This is a genomic window from Bombilactobacillus bombi (genome assembly GCF_013607485.1).
GTDB lineage: Bacteria > Bacillota > Bacilli > Lactobacillales > Lactobacillaceae > Bombilactobacillus > Bombilactobacillus bombi_A.
Genome location: NZ_SCHP01000012.1, coordinates 12,877 through 34,565, shown reverse-complemented (window position 1 = coordinate 34,565; position 21,689 = coordinate 12,877). Strand labels below are relative to the sequence as shown.

The 21,689-nt window shown below is 38.3% G+C and carries 17 protein-coding genes; 13 read left to right on the top strand and 4 right to left on the bottom strand.

What is annotated here, in order from left to right:
* Positions 1 to 238 precede the first annotated feature (238 nt).
* The gene (locus tag EQ827_RS04350) at positions 239 to 1,423 is read left to right on the top strand and encodes a NupC/NupG family nucleoside CNT transporter (RefSeq protein ID WP_181189766.1); all 1,185 of its coding nucleotides are present in this window, start codon (positions 239 to 241) and stop codon (positions 1,421 to 1,423) included.
* Between the two features lie 172 nt (positions 1,424 to 1,595).
* Positions 1,596 to 3,368 carry an oleate hydratase gene (locus EQ827_RS04345; protein WP_181189765.1) on the top strand — a complete coding sequence of 591 codons (1,773 nt, stop codon included), beginning with the start codon at positions 1,596 to 1,598 and terminating at the stop codon, positions 3,366 to 3,368.
* Between the two features lie 38 nt (positions 3,369 to 3,406).
* On the opposite strand, the gene EQ827_RS04340 is transcribed toward EQ827_RS04345, so the two are convergent.
* On the bottom strand, positions 3,407 to 4,039 hold the full coding sequence (locus tag EQ827_RS04340; RefSeq protein ID WP_181189764.1) for an HAD family hydrolase: 633 nt from the start codon (positions 4,037 to 4,039) through the stop codon (positions 3,407 to 3,409).
* 81 nt (positions 4,040 to 4,120) lie between these two features.
* Between EQ827_RS04340 and EQ827_RS04335 the strand changes: the two genes are divergently transcribed.
* The 6 genes from EQ827_RS04335 (at position 4,121) to EQ827_RS09175 (ending at position 13,604) form a co-directional block, all read left to right on the top strand.
* Entirely contained in the window at positions 4,121 to 5,074 is a 954-nt protein-coding gene (locus EQ827_RS04335; protein ID WP_181189763.1) for an endoglucanase, read from the top strand.
* Between the two features lie 84 nt (positions 5,075 to 5,158).
* Complete coding sequence (locus tag EQ827_RS04330; RefSeq protein WP_181189762.1) at positions 5,159 to 6,808, top strand: putative polysaccharide biosynthesis protein; 1,650 nt, start codon at positions 5,159 to 5,161, stop codon at positions 6,806 to 6,808.
* A 192-nt stretch (positions 6,809 to 7,000) separates the two neighbouring features.
* Complete coding sequence (locus tag EQ827_RS04325; protein WP_181189761.1) at positions 7,001 to 7,936, top strand: aspartate carbamoyltransferase catalytic subunit; 936 nt, start codon at positions 7,001 to 7,003, stop codon at positions 7,934 to 7,936.
* Positions 7,933 to 9,216, top strand: coding sequence for a dihydroorotase (locus EQ827_RS04320; protein WP_181189760.1), 1,284 nt, complete (start codon positions 7,933 to 7,935; stop codon positions 9,214 to 9,216). The genes EQ827_RS04325 and EQ827_RS04320 overlap by 4 nt, the downstream gene beginning before the upstream one ends.
* A 161-nt stretch (positions 9,217 to 9,377) precedes the next feature.
* Positions 9,378 to 10,319 (top strand): dihydroorotate dehydrogenase, encoded by a 942-nt coding sequence (locus EQ827_RS04315; protein WP_181189759.1) that lies wholly within the window; start codon positions 9,378 to 9,380, stop codon positions 10,317 to 10,319.
* Between the two features lie 345 nt (positions 10,320 to 10,664).
* On the top strand, positions 10,665 to 13,604 hold the full coding sequence (locus EQ827_RS09175; protein ID WP_181189758.1) for an SLAP domain-containing protein: 2,940 nt from the start codon (positions 10,665 to 10,667) through the stop codon (positions 13,602 to 13,604).
* 365 nt (positions 13,605 to 13,969) lie between these two features.
* Here EQ827_RS09175 and galE read toward each other — a convergent pair whose 3' ends face one another.
* Positions 13,970 to 14,968, bottom strand: coding sequence for a UDP-glucose 4-epimerase GalE (gene galE / locus EQ827_RS04305; RefSeq protein ID WP_181189757.1), 999 nt, complete (start codon positions 14,966 to 14,968; stop codon positions 13,970 to 13,972).
* 195 nt (positions 14,969 to 15,163) lie between these two features.
* On the opposite strand from galE, the gene EQ827_RS04300 reads away from it, so the two are divergent.
* Positions 15,164 to 16,513 carry an NCS2 family permease gene (locus EQ827_RS04300; RefSeq protein WP_181189756.1) on the top strand — a complete coding sequence of 450 codons (1,350 nt, stop codon included), beginning with the start codon at positions 15,164 to 15,166 and terminating at the stop codon, positions 16,511 to 16,513.
* A 71-nt stretch (positions 16,514 to 16,584) separates the two neighbouring features.
* Here the strand turns inward: EQ827_RS04300 and EQ827_RS04295 are convergent, their stop codons facing one another.
* Positions 16,585 to 16,947 (bottom strand): hypothetical protein, encoded by a 363-nt coding sequence (locus EQ827_RS04295; RefSeq protein ID WP_181189755.1) that lies wholly within the window; start codon positions 16,945 to 16,947, stop codon positions 16,585 to 16,587.
* A 65-nt stretch (positions 16,948 to 17,012) separates the two neighbouring features.
* Here EQ827_RS04295 and EQ827_RS04290 point away from each other — a divergent pair, with 65 nt between their 5' ends.
* Positions 17,013 to 18,182, top strand: a complete 1,170-nt coding sequence (locus EQ827_RS04290) for an MFS transporter (protein ID WP_181189754.1) — start codon at positions 17,013 to 17,015, stop codon at positions 18,180 to 18,182.
* Positions 18,183 to 18,184: 2 nt separating this feature from the next.
* Positions 18,185 to 18,946, top strand: coding sequence for a flavodoxin family protein (locus tag EQ827_RS04285; RefSeq protein ID WP_181189753.1), 762 nt, complete (start codon positions 18,185 to 18,187; stop codon positions 18,944 to 18,946).
* Between the two features lie 65 nt (positions 18,947 to 19,011).
* Here EQ827_RS04285 and tpx read toward each other — a convergent pair whose 3' ends face one another.
* Positions 19,012 to 19,503: a thiol peroxidase gene (tpx, locus tag EQ827_RS04280; protein ID WP_181189752.1), complete on the bottom strand. Its 492-nt coding sequence runs from the start codon at positions 19,501 to 19,503 to the stop codon at positions 19,012 to 19,014.
* 96 nt (positions 19,504 to 19,599) lie between these two features.
* Here tpx and EQ827_RS04275 point away from each other — a divergent pair, with 96 nt between their 5' ends.
* Positions 19,600 to 21,105, top strand: a complete 1,506-nt coding sequence (locus tag EQ827_RS04275) for a glycosyltransferase (protein ID WP_181189751.1) — start codon at positions 19,600 to 19,602, stop codon at positions 21,103 to 21,105.
* A 100-nt stretch (positions 21,106 to 21,205) separates the two neighbouring features.
* Complete coding sequence (locus tag EQ827_RS09170; protein WP_181189750.1) at positions 21,206 to 21,655, top strand: LPXTG cell wall anchor domain-containing protein; 450 nt, start codon at positions 21,206 to 21,208, stop codon at positions 21,653 to 21,655.
* Positions 21,656 to 21,689: the final 34 nt, after the last annotated feature.

Sequence of the window (21,689 nt, the reverse complement as noted above, 5' to 3'; positions counted from 1 at the left end):
AAACAAATTGTCTTTTTGAGCAGTATCTTACAGTCGGCGTCTTTAGTGAAAACAGGAGTTGTGATTAGAGACGCTTTTTTGATGAATTTATTTAGCCAATTACCAAGACCTGTCAGCTAATCATGAGCTGTGATTTAGACTTTTTTACTGATAAAACTAATTTTATTTTGACATTGCACGTTTAATCCTTTAAGTTAGATAATCGAGGGTAAATTTATGAAAAATAAGGAGTGGTTTAATGCGGTTTGTTTTTTTGGCAGCTGGATTAGCTTTAGTTTTTGCAATTGGCTGGTTAGTTAGTTATGACCGCCAGCACATCAAGTATAAACGGATTGGAATTTTGTTGGCGCTGCAGTTTTTGATTTCTTTTTTGTGTTTGCATACCTCGGGAGGAGTCAGCACTTTAGCCCATATTTCCGCCTTTTTTAATTGGCTGATGGATCAAGCTGCTGCTGGTGTGAACTTTGTTTTTGGCAATATTGTCATTAAACCAGGACAGACGGTCTTTTTCTTCAATGTTTTAATGCCGATAGTCTTTATTGCGGCGTTAATAGGTATTCTGAATTATCTTAAAATCCTGCCTTTTATCATTAAATGGGTGGGCTGGGCTTTGAATAAGGTAGTTGGTATGGGTGAAATGGAAAGTTATTTTGCCATTTCTACGGCTATTTTAGGAATGCCAGAAGTTTTTATTACGATTAAAGATCAAATCGCTCAACTTAATCGCCAGCGTTTATATACAATTTGTGCTTCGGCTATGAGTGCCGTCTCGGCTTCTTTATTGGCATCTTATATGAAGATGATTCCGGGAAAATTTGTTGTAGTAGCTGTATTTTTGAATATTTTATCGGCCTTAATTGTTTCTTGTATTATTAATCCTTATGATGTCAAAGCTGAGGAACAGGAAATCAAACCGGCTGCTGATCCGCAGTCGGAGCCATTTTTCCAAATGCTCGGCAACTATATTATGGATGGTTTTAACATTGCTATTACGGTGGGAGCAATGGTTATCGGCTTTGTGGCCTTAATTGCCTTTTTAAATAGTACTTTAAAAGCTGCCATTCATATTTCCTTTACTCAAATTCTCGGTTACATCTTTTCCCCAGTAGCCTTTATTATGGGAGTACCCACCAAAGATATTGTCCAAGTCGGCAGTTTGATGGCAACTAAATTATTAACTAATGAGTTTGTCGCTATGGCTGATTTACAAGCTTTAAAGGGACTGAGTGCTAAATCTATTGCTATTATTTCCACCTACTTAGTATCTTTTGCTAATTTTGGTTCTATTGGAATTATTACCGGATCAATGAAGTCCATTAGTGCTCAACAAGGTAAGTATGTAGCAGGATTCACTATGAAACTTTTGCTAGGTGCAACTTTGGCTTCTGTTATTACTGCGACAATTGTGGGAGTTTATTATTAAAATTTTTAGAAAAATTTTCCTTAAATATCTTTGGCAAGCGACTGAAAAAATCTTTTTCGGTCGTTTTTTGTTTTTAAGAAAAAGTTGTTGAAAACTTTAAATTCTTGGGTGTTGTCCCAGTTTTAAGTGTTGTATAATGAAAGCGTAATCTTAAATTGTGAGGGGGAGAACAATGTATTATTCAAAAGGTAATTATGAAGCTTTTGCCCGGCCACGAAAACCAGCGGGAGTGGATCAAAAATCGGCCTATATTGTCGGAGCAGGGTTGGCTGGTTTAGCAACGGCAGTTTTCTTAATTCGAGATGCACAAATGTCCGGTGAGCGGATTCATATTTTCGAAGAATTACCGCAAAGCGGTGGCTCCTTAGATGGCACGAAACGGCCTGATATTGGTTTTGTCATTCGCGGCGGCCGCGAAATGGAAAATCACTTTGAATGCTTATGGGATATGTATCGTTCGATTCCATCTCTAGAAATAGAAGGGGCTTCTTTTTTAGATGAATACTATTGGTTAGATAAAGATGATCCTAATTCATCCAATTGCCGTTTAATTTATCATCGTGGGGATCGGCTTCCTAGTGATGGTCAATATACCCTCGATGGTGCCTCTAAAGAGATTATTAAGCTGATTATGACACCAGAAAATCGCTTAGGTAAGCAAACTATCGAAGATTTCTTTTCACCAAAATTCTTTCAAAGTAATTTTTGGATGTATTGGGCAACAATGTTTGCCTTTGAAAAATGGCATTCCGCAATTGAAATGCGGCGTTATGCTATGCGCTTTATTCACCATATCGATGGCCTGCCTGATTTTACCGCACTGAAATTTAATCGTTATAATCAATATGAATCTATGGTTATGCCTGTAATTAAATATTTACAGCAACATAATGTGGATTTGCGTTATGATACCATCGTGAAGAATGTTTTGGTGGATACTAGTCATGACCAAAAAGTAGCCAAAAAAATCATGCTGCAACAAGGCGGCGTAGCTCAAGAAATTGACTTAACAGCAGATGATTTAGTCTTTGTTACTAATGGATCAATCACGGAAAGTTCAACTTATGGCGATCATCATCACCCAGCAGTGCCAAGTCAGGAAATTGGTAATAGTTGGGCCTTGTGGGAAAAATTAGCTCAACAATCATCTGAATTTGGTCATCCTCAAGTCTTTTACAAGAATCTACCTAAACGCAGCTGGTTTATTTCAGCTACAGCCACGATTGAAAACACTGCTGTGGATCCTTATATTGAGCGGCTAACGAAGCGTGACTTGCATGATCATAAGGTAAATAGCGGCGGAATTATTACCATTACCGACTCTAATTGGCTCTTGAGTTTTGCGATTCATCGGCAGCCTCATTTTAAGGCTCAAAAAGAAAATGAAACAGTCGTTTGGTTATACGGTTTATATTCTGATACTAAGGGTAATTACATTAAAAAGCCAATTACGAAGTGCAGTGGTGAAGAAATCACCGAAGAATGGCTGTATCATTTAGGTGTACCAGAAAGTTTGATTCCCAAATTAGCGCAGCAAGAATCAATCAACACTAATCCAGTTTATATGCCATATATTACTAGTTACTTTATGCCGCGGGTAGCCGGCGATCGGCCAGCTGTGGTTCCTAAGAATTCGGTTAATTTGGCCTTTATCGGCAATTTTGCTGAATCTCCAACACGTGATACTGTCTTTACGACTGAATATTCGGTGCGGACAGCGATGGAAGCTGTTTATACCTTGTTAAAAGTTGAACGCGGAGTACCCGAAGTCTTTGGTTCAATTTATGATATTCGCGAATTACTAAAATCAATATATTATCTCAATGATAAGAAGAAGTTAAACGAAATAGATTTGCCTTTGCCTAATTGGATTACCAAGAAGGCCTTAAGTAAATCCCAGAAGACTTGGCTGGGAGAACTGCTCAAAGAAGCTCATTTACTATAATATTAGAAAAGACCAGGACAAAAATTGCCTGGTCTTTTTTATTTTTCTACTACTTGCAAAATATCTTGAGGCTGCGAAAAGATATAATCAGCTTCTAAAAACTGATCCTGAGGATTAGCTCCCCATTGGGCTAAGCCAAAAGCCACATGGGCTTGATGCGCACTGCCGACATCATTTTTAGAATCGCCGATATATAGGGTTTGACTAGCCTGGGCATGGAGCTTTGTTAAAGCTAGTAAGGTAGGATCGGCGGCTGGTTTAGGATTTGACACTTGATCAGCGGTAATAATCTGTTGAAAATAAGGACCAATGCTGGTTTTTTTAAAAACGGCATCCACTTCAGCTTGATCCTCTGAAGTTACTACGGCCATAGGAATGTCTTGGATGCTAAGTTGGTGGATAGTTTCTGTAATTTCTGCGAAGGGTTTAATCTCATCAGTAAAATCAAAGGCACAATTTAAGACGCTTTCAGCAAAGTCCTGCTGTTTAGCGGTAGGGATTTGGTATTTGTCAAAAACATCTTGGGCTGTTCCTGAAAAGCTAGATTCTAATTCTGCTAGAGATTGTTGAATTTGATAGTCTTGCCAAAGAGCTTTTTGCAGGCCTAATAACGCTGCATCGTGAGTATCTAAGAGGGTGCCGTCAATATCAAAAATTACATTTTTATACATTTTTCCCGTCCTTAATGAGTTATCTAACTGTTATTATAGTATGATAAAAGTGTTAAGAGCAACAAGGAGGGAATATTTGTAATGAAAGTGCAATCAACAACAGCTAATTTTTCAATCCCGGGAATTTATTTTTCTGGGCGTTGGGCTCAAACAGAGCATGGTTTATATACTACTAATTTAGGAGCGCAATTATACACTCAAGTCACACAAGCGCAACAAGTAGAATTAAGTTTTTCTACGAAGGCTCAAGTCGAGGGCGTCTTTATTGCCTATCAAGTGGATTTTGGTAAATTTCAGCGGGCTAATTTGGCACAAATGCCTCTGACAATTACTTTGCCAGATTTAAATTCTCATATTTTGCGAGTAGTTTACAGCGGCAATACACCCGCTGATAATGTCTGGAAGCGTCATGGCGGCTTATATTTTGATTATTTAAAGGTTTCCCCAAACGCACAGCTCACACCAATTAAACCGGCTGGTCCTGCTTTGAGTTTTATTGGGGATTCGATTACTGCTGGTTCTTGGGTTCATGGCAAAACAGCAGGACAAGATTATTGTGCAGAAGGTAACTTTGCAGCATTAACGGCGAATGAATTAAATATGGAAGATATCCGCATCGCTTATCCAGGGGCCGGTTTAGTGAAACCAGGTAGCGGCGGTGTACCTACGGCTAGTGAATTTTTAGAAAAAATTGACGCTGAACATTCTTGGAGCGTGCAGCCTTCTGAGTATGTTGTGATTAATCTAGGAACTCCAGATCGCAAGGCCAATGAAATTGAATTTCGGGCGGCTTGGGAATTGTTTTTGCAAAAAGTCCAGCTGCTTTATCCGCAAACACCGAAGCTAGTGATGATTCCTTTTTCCCAAAGGCACGCACAAGTAATTCGCGAGGAAACTGTTGAATATCCTGGTTTTCAGCTTTTAGAAACTGCCGATTGGGATTTAACCTATACTGACGGAATGCATCCGGATGCCGCTAGTTCTCCTAAAATTGCTCACAAGCTAGTTGCTGCCCTAAAGCAACTCCATAATTAAATTAAAAATTGACTGAGGAAAAACATAGTTTTAACTCAGTCTTTTTTGTATAATATGGTTTTAGTGTAGTAAAGGAAGGTTAATATGTCAGCAAAAAATCAACACCAGACACCGGGAAAAGATTCTTTATTAACCGGCTCAGCTTGGATTACGGCTAGTGGCATTGTTTCGCGTGCCTTATCGGCTTTATATGTTATTCCATGGAATATATGGATGGGATCTGCCGTCATTGTGGCTTCAGCTAATGCCTTATATGGTAAGGTTTATCATATTTATGATTTTTTTCTGCTCGTATCGACAGCGGGATTGCCCAGTGCTATTTCGAAGCAAATTTCGCACTATAATGCCCTCGGTGAATATGCGGCAGGTAATCAATTATTTAAGCAGGCCTTAAAAGTTACGGCTGTAATTGGCTTGATTTTTGGTGCTGTGATGTATTTTGGTGCTGGCTGGGTGGCGGCACTCTTTACTAATAGTGACCCTCATAGTATTCCCGCAATTAAGGCGTTAGCCATTGCGGTGTTAATTTTACCAACTTTGAGTATTATGCGCGGATATTTTCAAGGTTATGGGCAAATGGGGCCTTCAGCGATTTCGATGATGTTAGAACAGCTAGCACGGGTAACTTATATGCTGGCAATTACTTATATTATCATGCAAATTCAAAGGGGAAATTATGTTGATGCTGTTACTAAATCAACATTTGCTTCCTTTATTGGGGCAGCCATTTCGGTCTTGTATTTGTTGACGTGTTTTGGCCGTCAGCGCCATCACCTCCAGAATTTGGCAGAGAATGGCCGCCATGAAATTAATTTTACTGCGCGCGACTTTACTAAAGAAATTTTTCTGCAGGCAATACCGTTTATTATCATTGATTCGGCAGTAACTATTTTTAACTTATTTGACCAGTCCACGTTTAACCCGATGATGCAAAGTTTTATGAATATTTCTAAACAGCAATTAGATTATTATTACTCTGTCTTTGGCTTTCAGGCTAACAAACTGATGATGGTGGCGGTGTCTTTGGCGACCGGAATTGTTTCTTCTTCTATCCCCTTAGTAGCTTCCTTATACACCAGTAAGGATACTCCCAAAATCACCAAGCAGATTATTAATATCATTCGCTTATTTACTTTCTTTATGCTGCCGGCTACCTTAGGAATGGCGGCGGTCTCGCGACCTTTATGGGGTGCTTTTTATGGTTATGATCGCTTAGGTATTAATATGTTGCGTTTTTCATGTTTAGTGGCTTTATTAATCGGCTTCTTTATGGTATTGGCTGCTATTTTGCAGGCCTTATATCGTAATAACTTGGCCATTAAATATTTATTAATTGGTTTTGGTTTTAAAATTATTGTGCAGTGGCCGCTGGTATATTTGTTTCATGAGTATGGGCCCTTGAGCGCCACGATTTTGGCTCTGATTTTGATTTGTTATTTAATGCTGCATCGCATCTATTGCCTATATCCATTTAATCTCAAAAAATTGATTCTTCAAGATTTGAGCAAGGTTTTCTTGGCAAGTCTAGTAATGGCCACGGTGGTTTTAGGCGCTGACATAATATTTTATACTCTGACTGCCAAAATTGGCCGAGTTTTAAGTGCTGGATATATGTTAATTGAAGTTCTTATTGGGGCTTTAGTCTATGGCTATATTACCTTAAAACTTCGTCTGTTAGATCAAAGCTTAAACATTGACGCCCAGCGTTGGCGCGAGCGCCTGCATATTAAATAATTACTTCTTGACAGACTGAAAACTTTATTCTAAACTAATGACAATTTAAAAACATTCAAATATCCGAACCAATTAATTGTTTCCCGTGAGGAACAAATGGGTTAAAGGCTAAAAGTGCACCTAGTGTCTTTGCAAGCAATAATTGGCGAAGATACTAGGTGTTTTTTGTATATCAGAAAAGGGGTAAAAATAATGCATGACTTAGTTAGTGTTCAACAATTATCTTTGGACGACATCAATTATTTTATGAAGTTGTCCCAAGCCTTTAAAAAAGGCGCGCAAGTCAAGCTGCAGCAGCCCGTATATGCGATGAATTTGTTTTTTGAGAATAGTACCCGGACCCATACAAGTTTTGAAATGGCACAACGGCGCTTAGGAATTCAAGTTTTGCAGTTTGTTCCCCAGGCCAGTTCTATTTTAAAAGGTGAAAGTCTTTTAGATACAGTTAAAACTATCCAAGCAATTGGCGTAAATTTGGCAGTTATTCGTCATCCACAAAATCAATACTATCAACCTCTTTTAGATGCCCATTTGCAATTAAGTATAGCCAATGGTGGCGACGGCAGTGGTCAGCACCCCTCACAATCCTTATTAGATCTATTAACAATTAAAGAAGAATTTGGTCATTTCCAAGGGCTCAAAGTTGGAATTGTTGGCGATTTAGCCCATTCACGAGTGGCTCGTTCCAATGCGGAAATTCTAACGAAGTTAAATGCCCAAGTTTATTTCAGTGGCCCACAAGAATGGTTCGCCACAGATCTGCAGCAATATGGTACTTATTGTCCAATTGATCAATTAATAGAACAAGTTGATGTCTTAATGTTGTTGCGGGTCCAGCATGAGCGCTTTGATTCTAGTGAAGAAAAAGGCTTTCAAGCGCAAGATTATTATCAGCAATATGGTCTAACCCCACAAAGACTAGCTAGCTTACCGGCTCAAGCAATTATCATGCATCCTGCGCCGGTAAATCGTGGCGTAGAGATTGCTGCAGATTTAGTTGAATGCCCGCAATCTCGGATTTTTCAACAAATGCATAATGGAGTTTTTGTTCGGATGGCTATTGTATCAACCTTATTATCCAGTCAAGGATTAATTGCAACTCAAGAATTAAAGGAGCTAGTGAAATGAGAATACTCTTGCAAGGGGCACAAGTTTTTCAAAATAATCGCTTTCAAGTCCAAGATATTTTAATTAACCAACAATACATTGAACAAATGGGTCCTCATTTAACAGCGCCTGATGCTCAAATTCTTGCAATGAATAATCTTGTCATTGCGCCTGGATTTGTCGATGTACATGTTCACTTACGTGAACCGGGCTTTAATGCTAAAGAAACTATTAAAACCGGGACTTTAGCGGGCGCTCACGGCGGATATACGACTGTAGCTGCAATGCCAAATGTCCAGCCATCGATTGATACACCCCGGCGCTTGCAAGCTCAAATTGCCCGTAATCAAGCCTCAGCGCAAGTACATGTTTTACAGTACGCTAACATTACTAAAGACCGTACCAGTGAGCAATTAGTAGATTTTGCAGCTTTAAAAGCTGCGGGTGCTTTTGGTTTTAGTAATGATGGTAATGGGGTACAAAGTGCGCAAACTATGTATCAAGCTATGCTGGCTGCAAAGCAAGCAAACCTGCCCATTATGGCTCATATTGAAGATGATAGTTTGGCTAATCATGGAGTGATGAATGCAGGTTTGAGAGCTCAAGAACTAGGTTTACCAGGCATTGAGCCCGTAGCAGAAACGGCACAATTAGCTCGGGATTTGGAATTAGCAGCGGCTAGCGGCGTACACTACCATGCTTGTCACGTCTCTACTGCAGCTAGCGTGGAATTAATTCGGGTGGCTAAAAAGCGGGGAATCAATGTCAGTGCTGAAGTTACACCACATCATCTCTTATTAGATGAATCAATGATTACTACTGATAATCCCCAATTGAAAATGAATCCGCCCTTACGAACTTTACAAGATCGCCAAGCCTGTTTAGCTGGTTTATTAGACGGAACCATCGACATGATTGCCACCGACCACGCTCCACATACTGTTAATGATAAAGCTGGCTCCATGTTAACAGCAGCCTTTGGGATTACCGGTTTAGAAACTAGCTTTGTTATGTTGTATGAACGCCTCGTTAAACCTCAGCTCTGCTCTTTAGCACAATTAATTAATTGGCTGAGTGTCAAACCTGCCCAAGTCTTCAATTTAACAGCAGCTGGGCAATTGCGTGTGGGTCAAGTTGCTGATTTAGTAGTGCTGAATTTGCATCAGCCACATACTATTACTGCGGACTCCATGTTATCATGCGGTCAAAATTCACCCTTTATTGGACAGCAAGTGGAAGCTGAAGTTGCCGCCACTATGGTAGCAGGACGTTGGGCTTATCGAAAGGAGCAAACAGAATGAAGCGCTATTTGGTGTTAGAAGATGGAATTCTATATCGGTGATTGGGATCCTTAATAATTGCACATGAAGTGCCTTTATTCACTGCTTTAGATACGGTTGCTGCAATATTGCAGGTTTTGGAAGCTCAATCGTTTGTTACTCAGGCCTTATAGGAGGAGAAAATGAATCGTCTAGCTGTTAAATTACCACAAATTACCTTGAAAAATCCCATTATGCCAGCGAGTGGAACTGCTGCTTATGGACAGGAAATGGCGCAAAATTTTGACTTAAATGAATTAGGTGCTTTGGTTATCAAATCGACCACAGCGACACCACGTTCTGGCAATGCCCGTCCCACAATAGCGCATATGACCGGAGGCTGGCTGAATGCGATTGGTCTTAAAAATCCCGGCATTCAGGCTGTCTTAACAGAAAAGCTGCCGTGGCTGGCTCAAAATTATCCTGATTTGCCGATTGTCGGCAGTGTAGCGGGCTCCAGTGTGAGTGAATATGTTCAAGTAGCTCAGCAAATGGCCAGTGCGCCTAATGTCTCCTGGTTAGAAATTAATATTTCGTGCCCGAACGTGGAACAAGGGGGGTTAGCCTTTGGCACTAATCCGCAAATTGTCGAACAATTAACTCAACAAATCTGCCAAGTAGTCAAGAAGCCCGTCTTTATGAAATTAACTCCCAATGTAACCGACATTGTTCCCGTTGCTCTAGCAGCACAACAGGGGGGTGCCGCTGGCTTCACCATGATTAATACGCTCACTGGATTAGGTTTTGACTTAAATACTCGTAAGCCACTTTTGGCTCACGGCACTGGCGGTCTTTCAGGCAGTGCTTTGCACCCCTTGGCAGTGAGGATGATTCGCCAAGTCAGAACCGTCTCTTCACTGCCGATTATTGGCGTGGGCGGCGTGAACACGGCTGCTGATGCCTTAGAAATGTTAGTTGCCGGTGCTAATGCCGTACAAGTAGGTAGTGCTACCTATCATCAAGCGGACGCTTGTCGCCAAATTATTCATGATTTGCCGGCAGTTATGGATCGCTATCATATAACCAGTCTTCAAGAATTAATTGCAGATATCCAAACTCAAGTATCCGAGACTTTAGCCTACTAAAACATTCTATAATTATACTGATATTTTAAAGTGGTCAAGACTAACATTTGGTCTTGACTTTTTTGTGACAATTAAGTTCTTAATAAAGTTAATTTTTCACGCTAACAGAGATAAAATTAACACTTTATCATAATCAATTTTTAATGCAGATTTGTAAACTTTAGAAATCGTTTCAAGACTTAAATTTGCCTTTGATAGCTAGTTTTTTTATGATAAACTCGAATTAGTCAGTATAATAGGCATCAGCAAGCTCATGAAAGCGTATTCTACTATTCTGCTGGCATTAATAGATGAAGATAAGATGACGATATCTTCAGTAGATAAATTGATGGAGGAGAGATACTTATGAGAAAAAGAACATTAGTTGGTTCGAGCCTCATTGCAGCGTCGTTATTGGGCACGGCAATTATGGCGCCGCCACTGCATTTTAATCCGGTACAGGTACAGGAGGTTAAGGCGGATGAGAAGGATGATTTAAAGACAGCTTTAGACAAATTAAAACAGAATCTATTTATTACTTCAAATTATAGTACAGTGCAATATGACGGCTTTGAACTTGATTTACAAAGAATATTATTGGATTTTGAACCACAAACAAAGCAGCCATTATTTGGTAGTGGACCTGGAGCTCTTGACAATAATGGATATGTTAAATCGAATAATGCTTATGTTGATCCGGAAGCGTTGTCTAATATATTTCAAAAAAAATTCAATGGAACTCCTATTCTAAATCCAAATGAACAGTTAGCTTTGTTAAATGCCGGAGCAACCTTTACTTCTCATCTCTTTTTTTATAATAAAAAAACTAATCAGCGTGTTGAATTTAAAAAGGACGGTGATTTTAATAATATAAATAATACTGATATACAAGACCCAAAGAATGGTGGAGCTACTGTAACATTACAATATGACATAATAATTAATGATAAAGTAGTAGCCGAGTCCAAAGGTGAAATGAAATTCGATAGTGCTCTTATAAACATTGTAATCCCTACTACTACAATGAAAGTCAAAAAGTCAGAAATTAAGGATCCTAAATCTTTAGGTATTCAATATACTCAAGGGGTTTATAATGTGGATAATCTTTTTGACAAAAACACCCTTGGCCCTATTACAAGTGATCAAAGTGGCACCACTGTTGTTCCAGATGATAAAATTCAAGTTGGTGGCACTTATTATCAAAAGATTACTCTTTATATTAATCCATTTTTAGGGAAGGATGCTAAAGTTGCTATTCATAATGTAAAATTTTGTATTAATGATACGAATGTTTCTACCATTAGTGGCATCCCTAATATACTAAATGGTAAAATGAATTTTGAAAATAAAACATTTTCATATATTCGTACAATTCAAATTGAACCAGACAAAAAAGAGGATCAATTTAACTTAACCATTGCAGATAAAGATATTAATTTAAAAGCTAATAATATTCAGGAATATAAGGACTTTAATAATCTTAGTAGCGTAAATATTACAGCAGATGGTAAAAGTAGCAGCGATATTCAAACAGCAACTACACTAGGAAAAATAAATGGTAGTGCTCCTGATTATAACCAAGATGTCCAATTAGATCTAACTAAACTATTTGGCAATGATTTTAATGTTACAAACTTTAAAGTTAATGGAAAGAACCCTTCTGAATTAGGTGCAATTTCTCCAGATGGAAAGTACTATACCTATAATAGAAAAATAAATTATACTCCTTTTTATGATCCATTAACAATTATAATTCCTGAAGATGTTAACTTTAACAAAGTCCCTACGGAAAATGATATTAAAGATCATATAACAAATGAAATAATAAAAAACACAAGTGGTTATGAAAGCAATAGTATTAAAAACAGTCTTGCCTTTGGCACGCCGTCTATAGATAAAAATGGTAATGGTACTGAAGAAGTTACTATCAAGCTGAAAGATATTTTAAAAGGTCAGTATGATAATTTTATTAAAAACAAAAAAATTATAATTAATGGATCTGGTATAGATGAAAGTTCTGTGGATAATAATGGAAATTATACTTTTAAATGTAAAATAACAACTTCAACCCCAAACATTGGTGAAGTTCAAATTAATGCACCAGACAGTGATATTAATTTAATTAACGCCAAAAATAAAACTTATGAAGATGTCAAGGATTTGATTACAAAGAGCATTGAGATAACTGGTAAATATAATTCAAATCTAAAAAATAGCCTCACTTTTGATAAGGGAACGGCAGATAAAAATGGCAATTATAAGGTAAAAGTTAGGATTGATTTAAAAACATTATTAGGAAATGATTATGATGATATTATAAATAATAGTAAACTTAAGATTAATGGTAATACAAATGCAAATATAACAAATAAAGAGTATACCTATGAAAGAAAAGTTATCTTGAAGGATTCTAAAGCTCCTACTGTGCCTAATAAACCAGCACCTGCCCCAAGTCCAAGTCCCAATAAACCAGCACCAAGTCCAAGTCCAGCACCAAGTCGACCAGAACCACAGCCTGAACCTACAATGCCGGCCCAACCAACTCTACCGGAAAATAAGCCAGCTAAAGATGGTGTTCAAGAACAAGAAATTCGTGGTATTGTACGCGTTGTAGCAGATTATGCACCTCTTTATAATGCTCAAGGAGAACGGATTAATGATCGCGTCTTATCTTTGAATAGTGCTTGGAAAACTGATCGTAAGCGGATTTTAAAGATTAATGGTGAGATTTATTATCGGGTATCAACTGATGAGTATATTAAAGATAGTCAAGTAGTCTTTGACTATGATTATAGTTATGAAGGCCTTCAAAATGTCACTAATGTTACTACATTACAAACGCCGAAAGTAGTGCGGGTAGTAATTCCTAATTACATTAGTCTCTGGCGCAAAGCTGCGGATAATCAACATATGACCAAGATTAGCGATCGTAATCTTGCTTATAATTCCGAATGGAAGATTGATCAGGTTGCTGTAATTGACGGCGTAACCTTCTATCGAGTATCGACCAATGAATGGGTTAAAGCCGTTCAAGTTATTTTGGTTGATAACAGTAGCATCTTAACTGGCGATGTAGTAGTTACAACTTTAGCGACAGCAAAAGTTATTAAAGTTAAAAATAATAATTATGTTAACTTGTGGCGTAAAACTGCAGATAATCGTCATTTGGAATTAATTAATGATCGCTCGGTAACTGCAAATTCTGAATGGAAGACTGACCAGATTGCGGCTATTAATGGGATGACCTTTTATCGGGTATCGACCAATGAATGGCTGCCTGATGAATATGTCACAGTGATTAAATAATTAAAAAAGTGAATTATCGAAGATTTAACTATTAAAAAGGACCAAGGTCTCAAAGCCTTAGTCCTTTTTGCTATCTAAAGTTAATATTATAAATATATTATGCTAAACACAAAACTCATCTTTGCTTTTAGAGTATTGGAGTAAAATAAGTAAGCAGAATATTTTAAAAATCAATCCATTAAAAAAGCATCGCCTATAAGCGATGCTTGTGATTTAAATTATTGAGGGGGAATTCAATATTTAAATATTATTTTGGGGGAGGGCGATAAGAGATGTTTTCCTCTTATCAACTTACAAAACATATTATAGAGAGCAGTTATGAATTTGTCGCTTCAAAAGTGTGAAGAATTTGTGAAGATTGGTATTTATTTGTCTTGGTAGCCTTGAGGATGTTTTTGTTTCCAAGTCCAGGCAGTTTGAATAATGTCATGAATATTATCATATTTAGGCTTCCAGCCCAAGACTTTTTTGGCGCGGCTGCTGTCAGCAACTAGGGTATCTGGATCACCACCGCGACGGGGAGCAAATTCTGCAGGAATTGGTTTTTGGGTAACTTCACGGGCAGCTGCAACAATTTCTTGAACCGAAAAACCAGTGCTGGATCCCAGATTAAAGGCATCACTAGGATTGCCAGCTTGTAAATATTTCAAAGCTAAAATATGTGCTTGGGCTAAATCAATGATATGCACGTAATCACGTACATTAGTTCCATCTGGTGTATTGTAATCATTACCATAAATTTTGAGGGTGTCCTGTTCGCCCATGGCAGTCCGCAGAATAATCGGAATTAAATGAGTTTCCGGGTTATGATCTTCACCAATAGAGCCATCTTCTAATGCCCCAGCAGCATTAAAATACCGCAAAGCAACAGACTTAATACCATATGCTTGGTCAACCCACTTCATCATTTGTTCCATCATTAACTTACTTTCACCGTAAGGATTAATAGGCTCTTGTGGCGCTGAATCTGCTACAGGAGTTTTTTTAGGCTGACCAAAAGTCGCCGCTGTGGAAGAGAAGATAAGATAATGAATTGCATGTTGCTGCATCGCTTCAAACAATTTCACCATACCGATAACATTATTATCAAAGTATTTCAAAGGATTTTTAACCGATTCAGGTACAATCGAGAAGGCGTCCATATGAATGACTGCTTGAATATTTTCCCTTTCAAAAACCTGATTTAAAAAGTCTAAATCCCGCGTATCACCTTCGTAAAACCGGGCTTTAGGGTTGACTGCTCGCCGGTGTCCTGTCGAAAGGTTATCCACAATGACCACATCATAACCCTCCTCAATGAGTTGATGAACCATATGTGAACCAATATAGCCAGCACCGCCAGCAACCATAATTGTATCTGCCATATTGAGGCCTCCTGTGTTAATTAGTGACTCTAGTTTACCACAAAGTCAGATTTTTGAATTAATTATTATGTAAATAAAATCCGAACATTAATTGATATCAATAGCAATTTATTGATAAAATGACTAGACATCACCAGCAAATACGGTATAATTAAAAATGTTTTTTGATGAAATGTGAACATTGGAGGAGTTAACATGGGTAATAGTTCCCAAAAAACAGCAAAATCTAATTTTTTAGAGCGTCAATTTGAATTACAAGCTAATAAGACTAACGTTCGTCAAGAGATTGTAGCTGGTACAACGATTTTTGTTGCGATGTCTTATATTTTATTCGTTAATCCCACCGTTTTAGGAGCTACGGGGATGGACCAAGGGGCTATTTTTGTGGCTACCGCTTTAGCTGCAATTGTAGGCTGTTTAGCTACTGCCTTCTTGGCTAATTATCCCATTGCGATCGCACCTTCATTAGGTAGCAATGCTTTTTTTGCTTATACGGTAGTTTTAGGGATGAAAGTTCCTTGGCAGACTGCCTTAGCCGGGGTGTTTGTAGCTTCAATATTGTTTTTGTTAGTGACAATTTTTAAAGTACGAGAAAAAATTATTAATAATATTCCCGCTGACTTAAAATCAGCCATTGCAGCAGGAATTGGGCTTTTCGTCGCCTTTGTCGGACTGCAAAATGGGGGACTCGTGCAAACTGACAAATCGACATTATTGACGATTACTAATTTTCATAATCCAACTGTGTGGTTAACCGTATTTGGTCTTGTCTTGACTTTGATTTTGATTGCTAAAAAGGTCCCTGCTAATATGTTAATTGGTATGGCTGTAACTTCAATTGTAGGAATTATTAGTGGTTTAATCAAAATGCCCCATGCTTTAGTCGCTCCTATTCCGAGTTTACGTCCTACTTTTGGGCAGGCATTTTTACATTTACAAAATGTCTTTAATCCACAGATGATTACTGTAGTTATTATTTTCTTTTTAGTGGCATTTTTTGACACTACAGGAACAGTTGTGGGGTTGTTAGAGCAGGCTGGATTAATGCAGCGTGGTGAAAAAGTTTCTCCACGTGTAGGGAAGGCCTTGTTAAGTGATGCCACAGCGATGATTAGTTCGTCAATTTTTGGCAGTTCACCTACGGCTGCTTATGTGGAATCTTCTACGGGAATTGCCGTGGGCGGCCGTACCGGTTTAACTTCTTTAACAGTTGCCGTATTATTTGCTGCAAGTTTGTTTTTCTCACCTTTACTGGCAGTGGTAACCTCACAAGTGACTGCTCCAATTATGATTATTGTTGGTTCATACATGGTGAAATCTTTAGGAAATATTGATTGGAGCAAATTTGAAAGTGCCTTTCCGGCCTTTGTGACGATAGCAGGAATGCCGCTGTTCTATGATATATCTTATGGCTTTGCTTTCGGAATTATGTCATATGTGATTATTATGGTTGCACAAGGGCAAGCCAAAAAAGTTCACCCTATTATGTATATTGGCTTTATCGTTTTCTTGTTCTTATTATTTGCGATGAATATGGCTCATTAAAATATAAGCTTAAAAATACCAAAAGGCTGAAGACAAGTATTTCGTCTCCAGCCTTTTGTGCGTTTTAAAAATTAACGATGTTGAGTGCGATAATTACCCGGTTGACTAGACTTTTGCCGTAGATGCTGATATTTAATGGTCTGAGGTTTTTGCAGCTGAAAATGCCGCATTTTATATGGTCCTGGCTGACCAGCCAAGCGCTGACGTTCCCACTGCTCTAGTTGTTGGGCCATTAATTGTGCCTCTTGGGACCGCTGAGAGTTATGTTCTTGATTTTTTGCTACCGGTATGACTTGTTGGCGTAAATATTGAATTTGTTGATGATTATAAGCAATAATAGCAGGCGTTAGGGGCGCATTTAGATACTGATTTGCTAATTGTTGGAGATAACGTAGGGCATCTTTCGTATTTTGAGGCTGATATTGGTTGCTCATTTTTGTTCTTCTTTCTGGTTTTGCGTTATGATATTAACATAGATATTATAGCGCAGGAGGAAAAAATGAAACAAGTACGCTTAAAGCCTTTAATGCTGGTAGCTTTTTTAAATGAAACAGCCTACAGTATGATGTGGCCTTTAGCAACAATTTATATTAATACTGTCTTACATAAATCTCTCACAGTTGCAGGAGTCGCGCTGTTTTGGTTTTCAGTAGCCAATGTCATCGGCTCAATTGTTATCGGTAAGCTTTACGATCGGTATAATCAATTTGGCTTGACTATTTTGGGCATGGCATTGTGTGCCTTAATTTGTACAGTAGGAATCTGGCTTGATGGCTGGCCGGCGTATCCGGTGATTTTAGCAGTTTTTGGTTTTACTTCTGGCTGGCTGACCACGGCTGTCAATGTTTATGCCACTTTAGTTCCTAATCAGTCGACGACAAAAGTATTTAATGAAATTTATCTAGTCTTAAATGTTGGTTTAGTTTTGGGCACGATGATTATTAGTGAAATTTTTCATGGATCTATTGCGCCCATATTCTTATTTGCTACTGGAATTTATACATTATCGTTAGTCGTCTTGTTGCTTTTCTTTCCACGTAAACGAGTTAAGTATGCTGGGCGTTCCGTTAAACGTGTTGAAATTGAGCGTGCTACAAAAAAGGGGCCAACGCGGCAATTATTCTTTTTATCTTTTCTATCTTTAGTAGTTGTATGGACAATGTATTCGCAATGGGAATCTAATTTTTCTGTATATTTAATTGATATTGGTTTTACATTGCGGGTTTATAGTATTTTGTGGGCGCTCAACGGCGTAGTAATTATCATTGTTCAGGGATTATTAGCCCGCTATCCTAACTTAATTAAGAGCTTATTTAATCGTGTTAATATTGGGTTGTTTTTCTTGGCTATTTCTTATTTTGTCACTGTCATCAGTCATCAAGTGTTTTTTATTTATTTAGGGATGATTTTATTGACGATTGGCGAAGCTATTTATGTACCTAGTGTACCGGTAATTATTGATAATTGGTCGCCCGCAGCGGTCAAAGGGCGTAATCAAGGTCTGGTTGGAGGTTTTTCTTCTGTGGGTCGGGCTTTGGGACCATTATTTGGCGGTCTAGTAATTGACCATTCTTCTTTTCGGGTGTTATTTATTATTGCTGGAATTGCCATGGTTATAATTACGTTCTTGAATTATTGGAATAATTTGCGCTATAAGAAGGTGGACTAAGCTTGAAAATTTTAGGTATTTTAGGTGCGCAGACTGCACAAGGCCTGACTAGTCAAATGTTAGCAGCTGTTTTGGACAACGTAGAGGATCATGTGGAGACAGAGACGATTTTTTTAGAAGATTATCATATTCATCCTGCGGGTATTAAAGAGCATAATGACCTAGATTTAATAGTAGATAAACTTGCTGAAAGTGACGTTTGGGTTTTTGCAGTTCCGACTTATTGGCGGGGGTTATCAGGCATTATGAAAAAGCTGTTGGATTGCTTGCGCCCTAAAGTGGTATATTTTAAGGCTAATGAGGACACGATTCCGGGACCCTTTAAGAATAAGCATTACTTGACTTTAACCAATTGTTACACAGGCACATTTGAAAATTGGCTGACTGGGGTCACAGATGAAACCTTTAAAACAATTGATCGGGTTATGAGCGCTGCTGGAGTTATTAAAGTTGGCGAGATTGTCTGTCCTAATACTAAGAATTTAACCGCACTGCCTTTAGCCAAACAGCAACTGTGTGCCGCTTATGGCCGTAAAATTTCTCGGCGTCAGCGAAAGGATGATTCAACGATGAAACGATATTTGCAGTTATTCGCCATGATTGCCGTGATGGCATTCGCTACAATGGTAATTCAACAAGGTTTAAACACTATTTTACTTTGGAATAACTTTTGGTGGAATTATGTAAGTTTCACCTTAATCTTTTTTGTATTGCTGGCAGGAATACTGCATTTTGTGACTTTTGTGAAACATCGACGTCGTTAATCAACAAACTAAAAAGCGCTGAGACAAGAATTTTAGTCTCAGCGCTTTATTATGCTTAATACAGGCTAGTTTTGGTTAATCTGATCGAGAACTTGAGCATAATTAGGTTCATCAGTCATTTCTTCGACAATTTCCCGGTAAGTGATTTGTCCATCGGGATTAATTACCCAAACGCTACGGGCCAATAAACCGGTATCACCCATTAATAAACCAGTTGCCTTACCAAAGTTGTGGTTAATATCTGAAAGCAGCTGCATCCTTTGAACATTTTGAGCAGCACACCAATTAGCCTGTTGCTCTGGAGTATTCGTCGAGATAGTAACAAAGTTAATCTCGGAATATTGGTCGACCTCCTCATTAAAATGCTTAGTCTGGAGACTGCAGACACGGGTATTAATATCTGGTACCACGCTAATTAATAAGGGCTGGTTTAATAAATCAGCTAGCGTAACTTTGGCACCTGTCAGATTAGTGACGGTAAAATTAGGGAATTGAGCTCCAATTTCTGGGATCATTTTTAAAGTAGCAAATTCTTTTCCTTGACGCGTAATTTTCATATTTATCACCTCGCTGCTATTATACCTGAACACGGCATTAAAGGATGGTACCATGCTTTTTTGTTTGCTATAATGTGAACTAAAGGAGTTGTCAAGATGAATTTTTTTATAAATGTCGACCTTTCCAATGCAGGCTCGGGAATTGAACATTCCGAGATTAAACGCCTGCGTTTATTTCAAAAGTTCAATCAGCCAGCCAAAATTGTTACGACTTATTATCGTAATAACTGGGCAGCCGGCCCGGGAAAATTTGGCGTTCAATTAGATGAAGTTATTAATATTTTCGATTATTTTGGTCAAAATGAAAATGATTTTTACCAGCGTAATACAATTGACGATTATTGCCAACGGCGTCATTTTACTCAACAGCGTTTTTTGGGCCAAGATAAAGATGAATTAGGCTACTTAGTATACACTAATAATGGTCAACAGGCTTTAGTGCGGGTTTATGCAAGCAATCTGCAGGTATCTTCGATAGCTTTTGCTCCCATTGGCAGTCAAACGCCTGTTTATGGTGAGGCCTTTGATGGGCGGGGATTTTTGTCGGCTAAATATTATTACGATCAAAATGGTCATGTAAAAAAACAAGAAATCTTAAATACTCATGGTGAAACTTTTTGCACTCAGGTATTTAAGGATGATAAGCATGTGGCCTTATATAAATTACGTTTTCGAGGTAAAAAATACACTTTTCGTGATTTACGAGATTTTCAAGCACTATTTTTTGATAGTTTGAATCGTGATTATGGGGAACATAATCTATTTATCTCTGATCGTTATGAGTGTACCGAGGCCTTAACACATATGCAGACAATAGCACGCAAAGCAGTTTACATTCATAATCAATTTGGCGGTGACCCGCGTAAAAGTCCTTTAACGGGGGGCCTTAACTTTAATTATCGTTTTGCCTTAGAGCATCCAGATTTATTTGATTGGTTAATTTGTCCATCCAAGTGGGAAGCACAAGAGCTTAATCAGCGCTTTAATATTGCGGACAAATTGGCGGCAATTCCCGGCGGTGCTGCTCAAACTGATTATCCCCATGTCCCCCTAGCTAAGCGCGATCGTTATCAGATAATGATGGTAGCTCGGATATCAGCTGAAAAGCAAATACCTCAGGCCATTGAAATTTTAAAACAAGTCCGCCGCCAAGTCCCAGAAGCTCATTTAGATATTTATGGGGGCGTGACTGAGACTAAAGAATATGATAAGGTTAAAAGCCTTATTGGAACTAATAATCTACGCCATGCGGTTAAATTGCGTGGGATAATACCTGACTTAAATCCCGAATATGATCAAGCCGGTCTATTATTATTAACCTCTATTACTGAAGGCTTTCCTTTAACTTTCCTAGAATCAATTAGTCACGGGGTACCGCTAGTGGCCTATGATTGCCGTTATGGACCTCGGGACTTAATTCAAGATGAATATAATGGTTATTTGATTCAGCAAGACGACCAAACTGCTGCTGCTGCTAAAATCATTCAAATTATGACTGATGAACATTTGCAGCAATCTCTGTCAGAAGGTGCTTATCAAAGCGCCAAAGGCTATGATGAAGAGCATATTTGGCAGCTATGGCAGCCACTAATAAAGAAGTAAATGTGAATTTTTTACGAAATATTATGGCTTTTCTGTGAAGTTGTGGTATATTGTAATTAGTGCATTGCTTCAATTCTGACTTAGTGGGAGGGGTCGTCTAGTGAAATATCGTAAAAACAATAATTTCAAGCGACTCACTTTTGGTAAAGTGGCAGGAATAGTTGTTGCACTTTTCGTTGTTGTCGGAATTGTGATTGGTATTCACACCACCTTAACGTGGGCGGGTACCGGTTATGATTATCAGGGCAATGAAATCAGCAAGGCTCTTCCTGTTGCGGCTAATAAGGGAGAGAATAGCACTGAAGGTCAGGCAACAGCCCAATCTGATGCACATGTATTAGTGGCTGATAATGTTAAACCAACAAGTAATGCTCCTGTAAAGACTAACACACCTGGAGCAGTTACTGTGGTTGAGAATACTAATTATCCGAATACGGGTGATGAAGTTAGTTACAGTTCGATCGTGTTAGGTTTGATGATGTTGCTTGGTTTACTTGCTGTTTACCGCAAGAGGTTAATTGCACTGTTTTTGAAATTTAGTCACAGATAATTAAGTTAATTTTCACAGATTTACCCTTGGCATT

Excerpts from the sequence above, each read along its gene's own strand:
- EQ827_RS09175 (WP_181189758.1), top strand. The coding sequence starts at position 10,665 with ATGAGAAAAAGAACATTAGTTGGTTCGAGCCTCATTGCAGCGTCGTTA.
- tpx (WP_181189752.1), bottom strand. The coding sequence starts at position 19,503 with ATGAAAATTACGCGTCAAGGAAAAGAATTTGCTACTTTAAAAATGATC.
- EQ827_RS04335 (WP_181189763.1), top strand. The coding sequence starts at position 4,121 with ATGAAAGTGCAATCAACAACAGCTAATTTTTCAATCCCGGGAATTTAT.
- EQ827_RS04275 (WP_181189751.1), top strand. The coding sequence starts at position 19,600 with ATGAATTTTTTTATAAATGTCGACCTTTCCAATGCAGGCTCGGGAATT.
- EQ827_RS04315 (WP_181189759.1), top strand. The coding sequence starts at position 9,378 with ATGAATCGTCTAGCTGTTAAATTACCACAAATTACCTTGAAAAATCCC.
- EQ827_RS04345 (WP_181189765.1), top strand. The coding sequence starts at position 1,596 with ATGTATTATTCAAAAGGTAATTATGAAGCTTTTGCCCGGCCACGAAAA.
- EQ827_RS04340 (WP_181189764.1), bottom strand. The coding sequence starts at position 4,039 with ATGTATAAAAATGTAATTTTTGATATTGACGGCACCCTCTTAGATACT.
- galE (WP_181189757.1), bottom strand. The coding sequence starts at position 14,968 with ATGGCAGATACAATTATGGTTGCTGGCGGTGCTGGCTATATTGGTTCA.
- EQ827_RS04300 (WP_181189756.1), top strand. The coding sequence starts at position 15,164 with ATGGGTAATAGTTCCCAAAAAACAGCAAAATCTAATTTTTTAGAGCGT.
- EQ827_RS04320 (WP_181189760.1), top strand. The coding sequence starts at position 7,933 with ATGAGAATACTCTTGCAAGGGGCACAAGTTTTTCAAAATAATCGCTTT.
- EQ827_RS04295 (WP_181189755.1), bottom strand. The coding sequence starts at position 16,947 with ATGAGCAACCAATATCAGCCTCAAAATACGAAAGATGCCCTACGTTAT.
- EQ827_RS04330 (WP_181189762.1), top strand. The coding sequence starts at position 5,159 with ATGTCAGCAAAAAATCAACACCAGACACCGGGAAAAGATTCTTTATTA.
- EQ827_RS04325 (WP_181189761.1), top strand. The coding sequence starts at position 7,001 with ATGCATGACTTAGTTAGTGTTCAACAATTATCTTTGGACGACATCAAT.
- EQ827_RS04350 (WP_181189766.1), top strand. The coding sequence starts at position 239 with ATGCGGTTTGTTTTTTTGGCAGCTGGATTAGCTTTAGTTTTTGCAATT.
- EQ827_RS04290 (WP_181189754.1), top strand. The coding sequence starts at position 17,013 with ATGAAACAAGTACGCTTAAAGCCTTTAATGCTGGTAGCTTTTTTAAAT.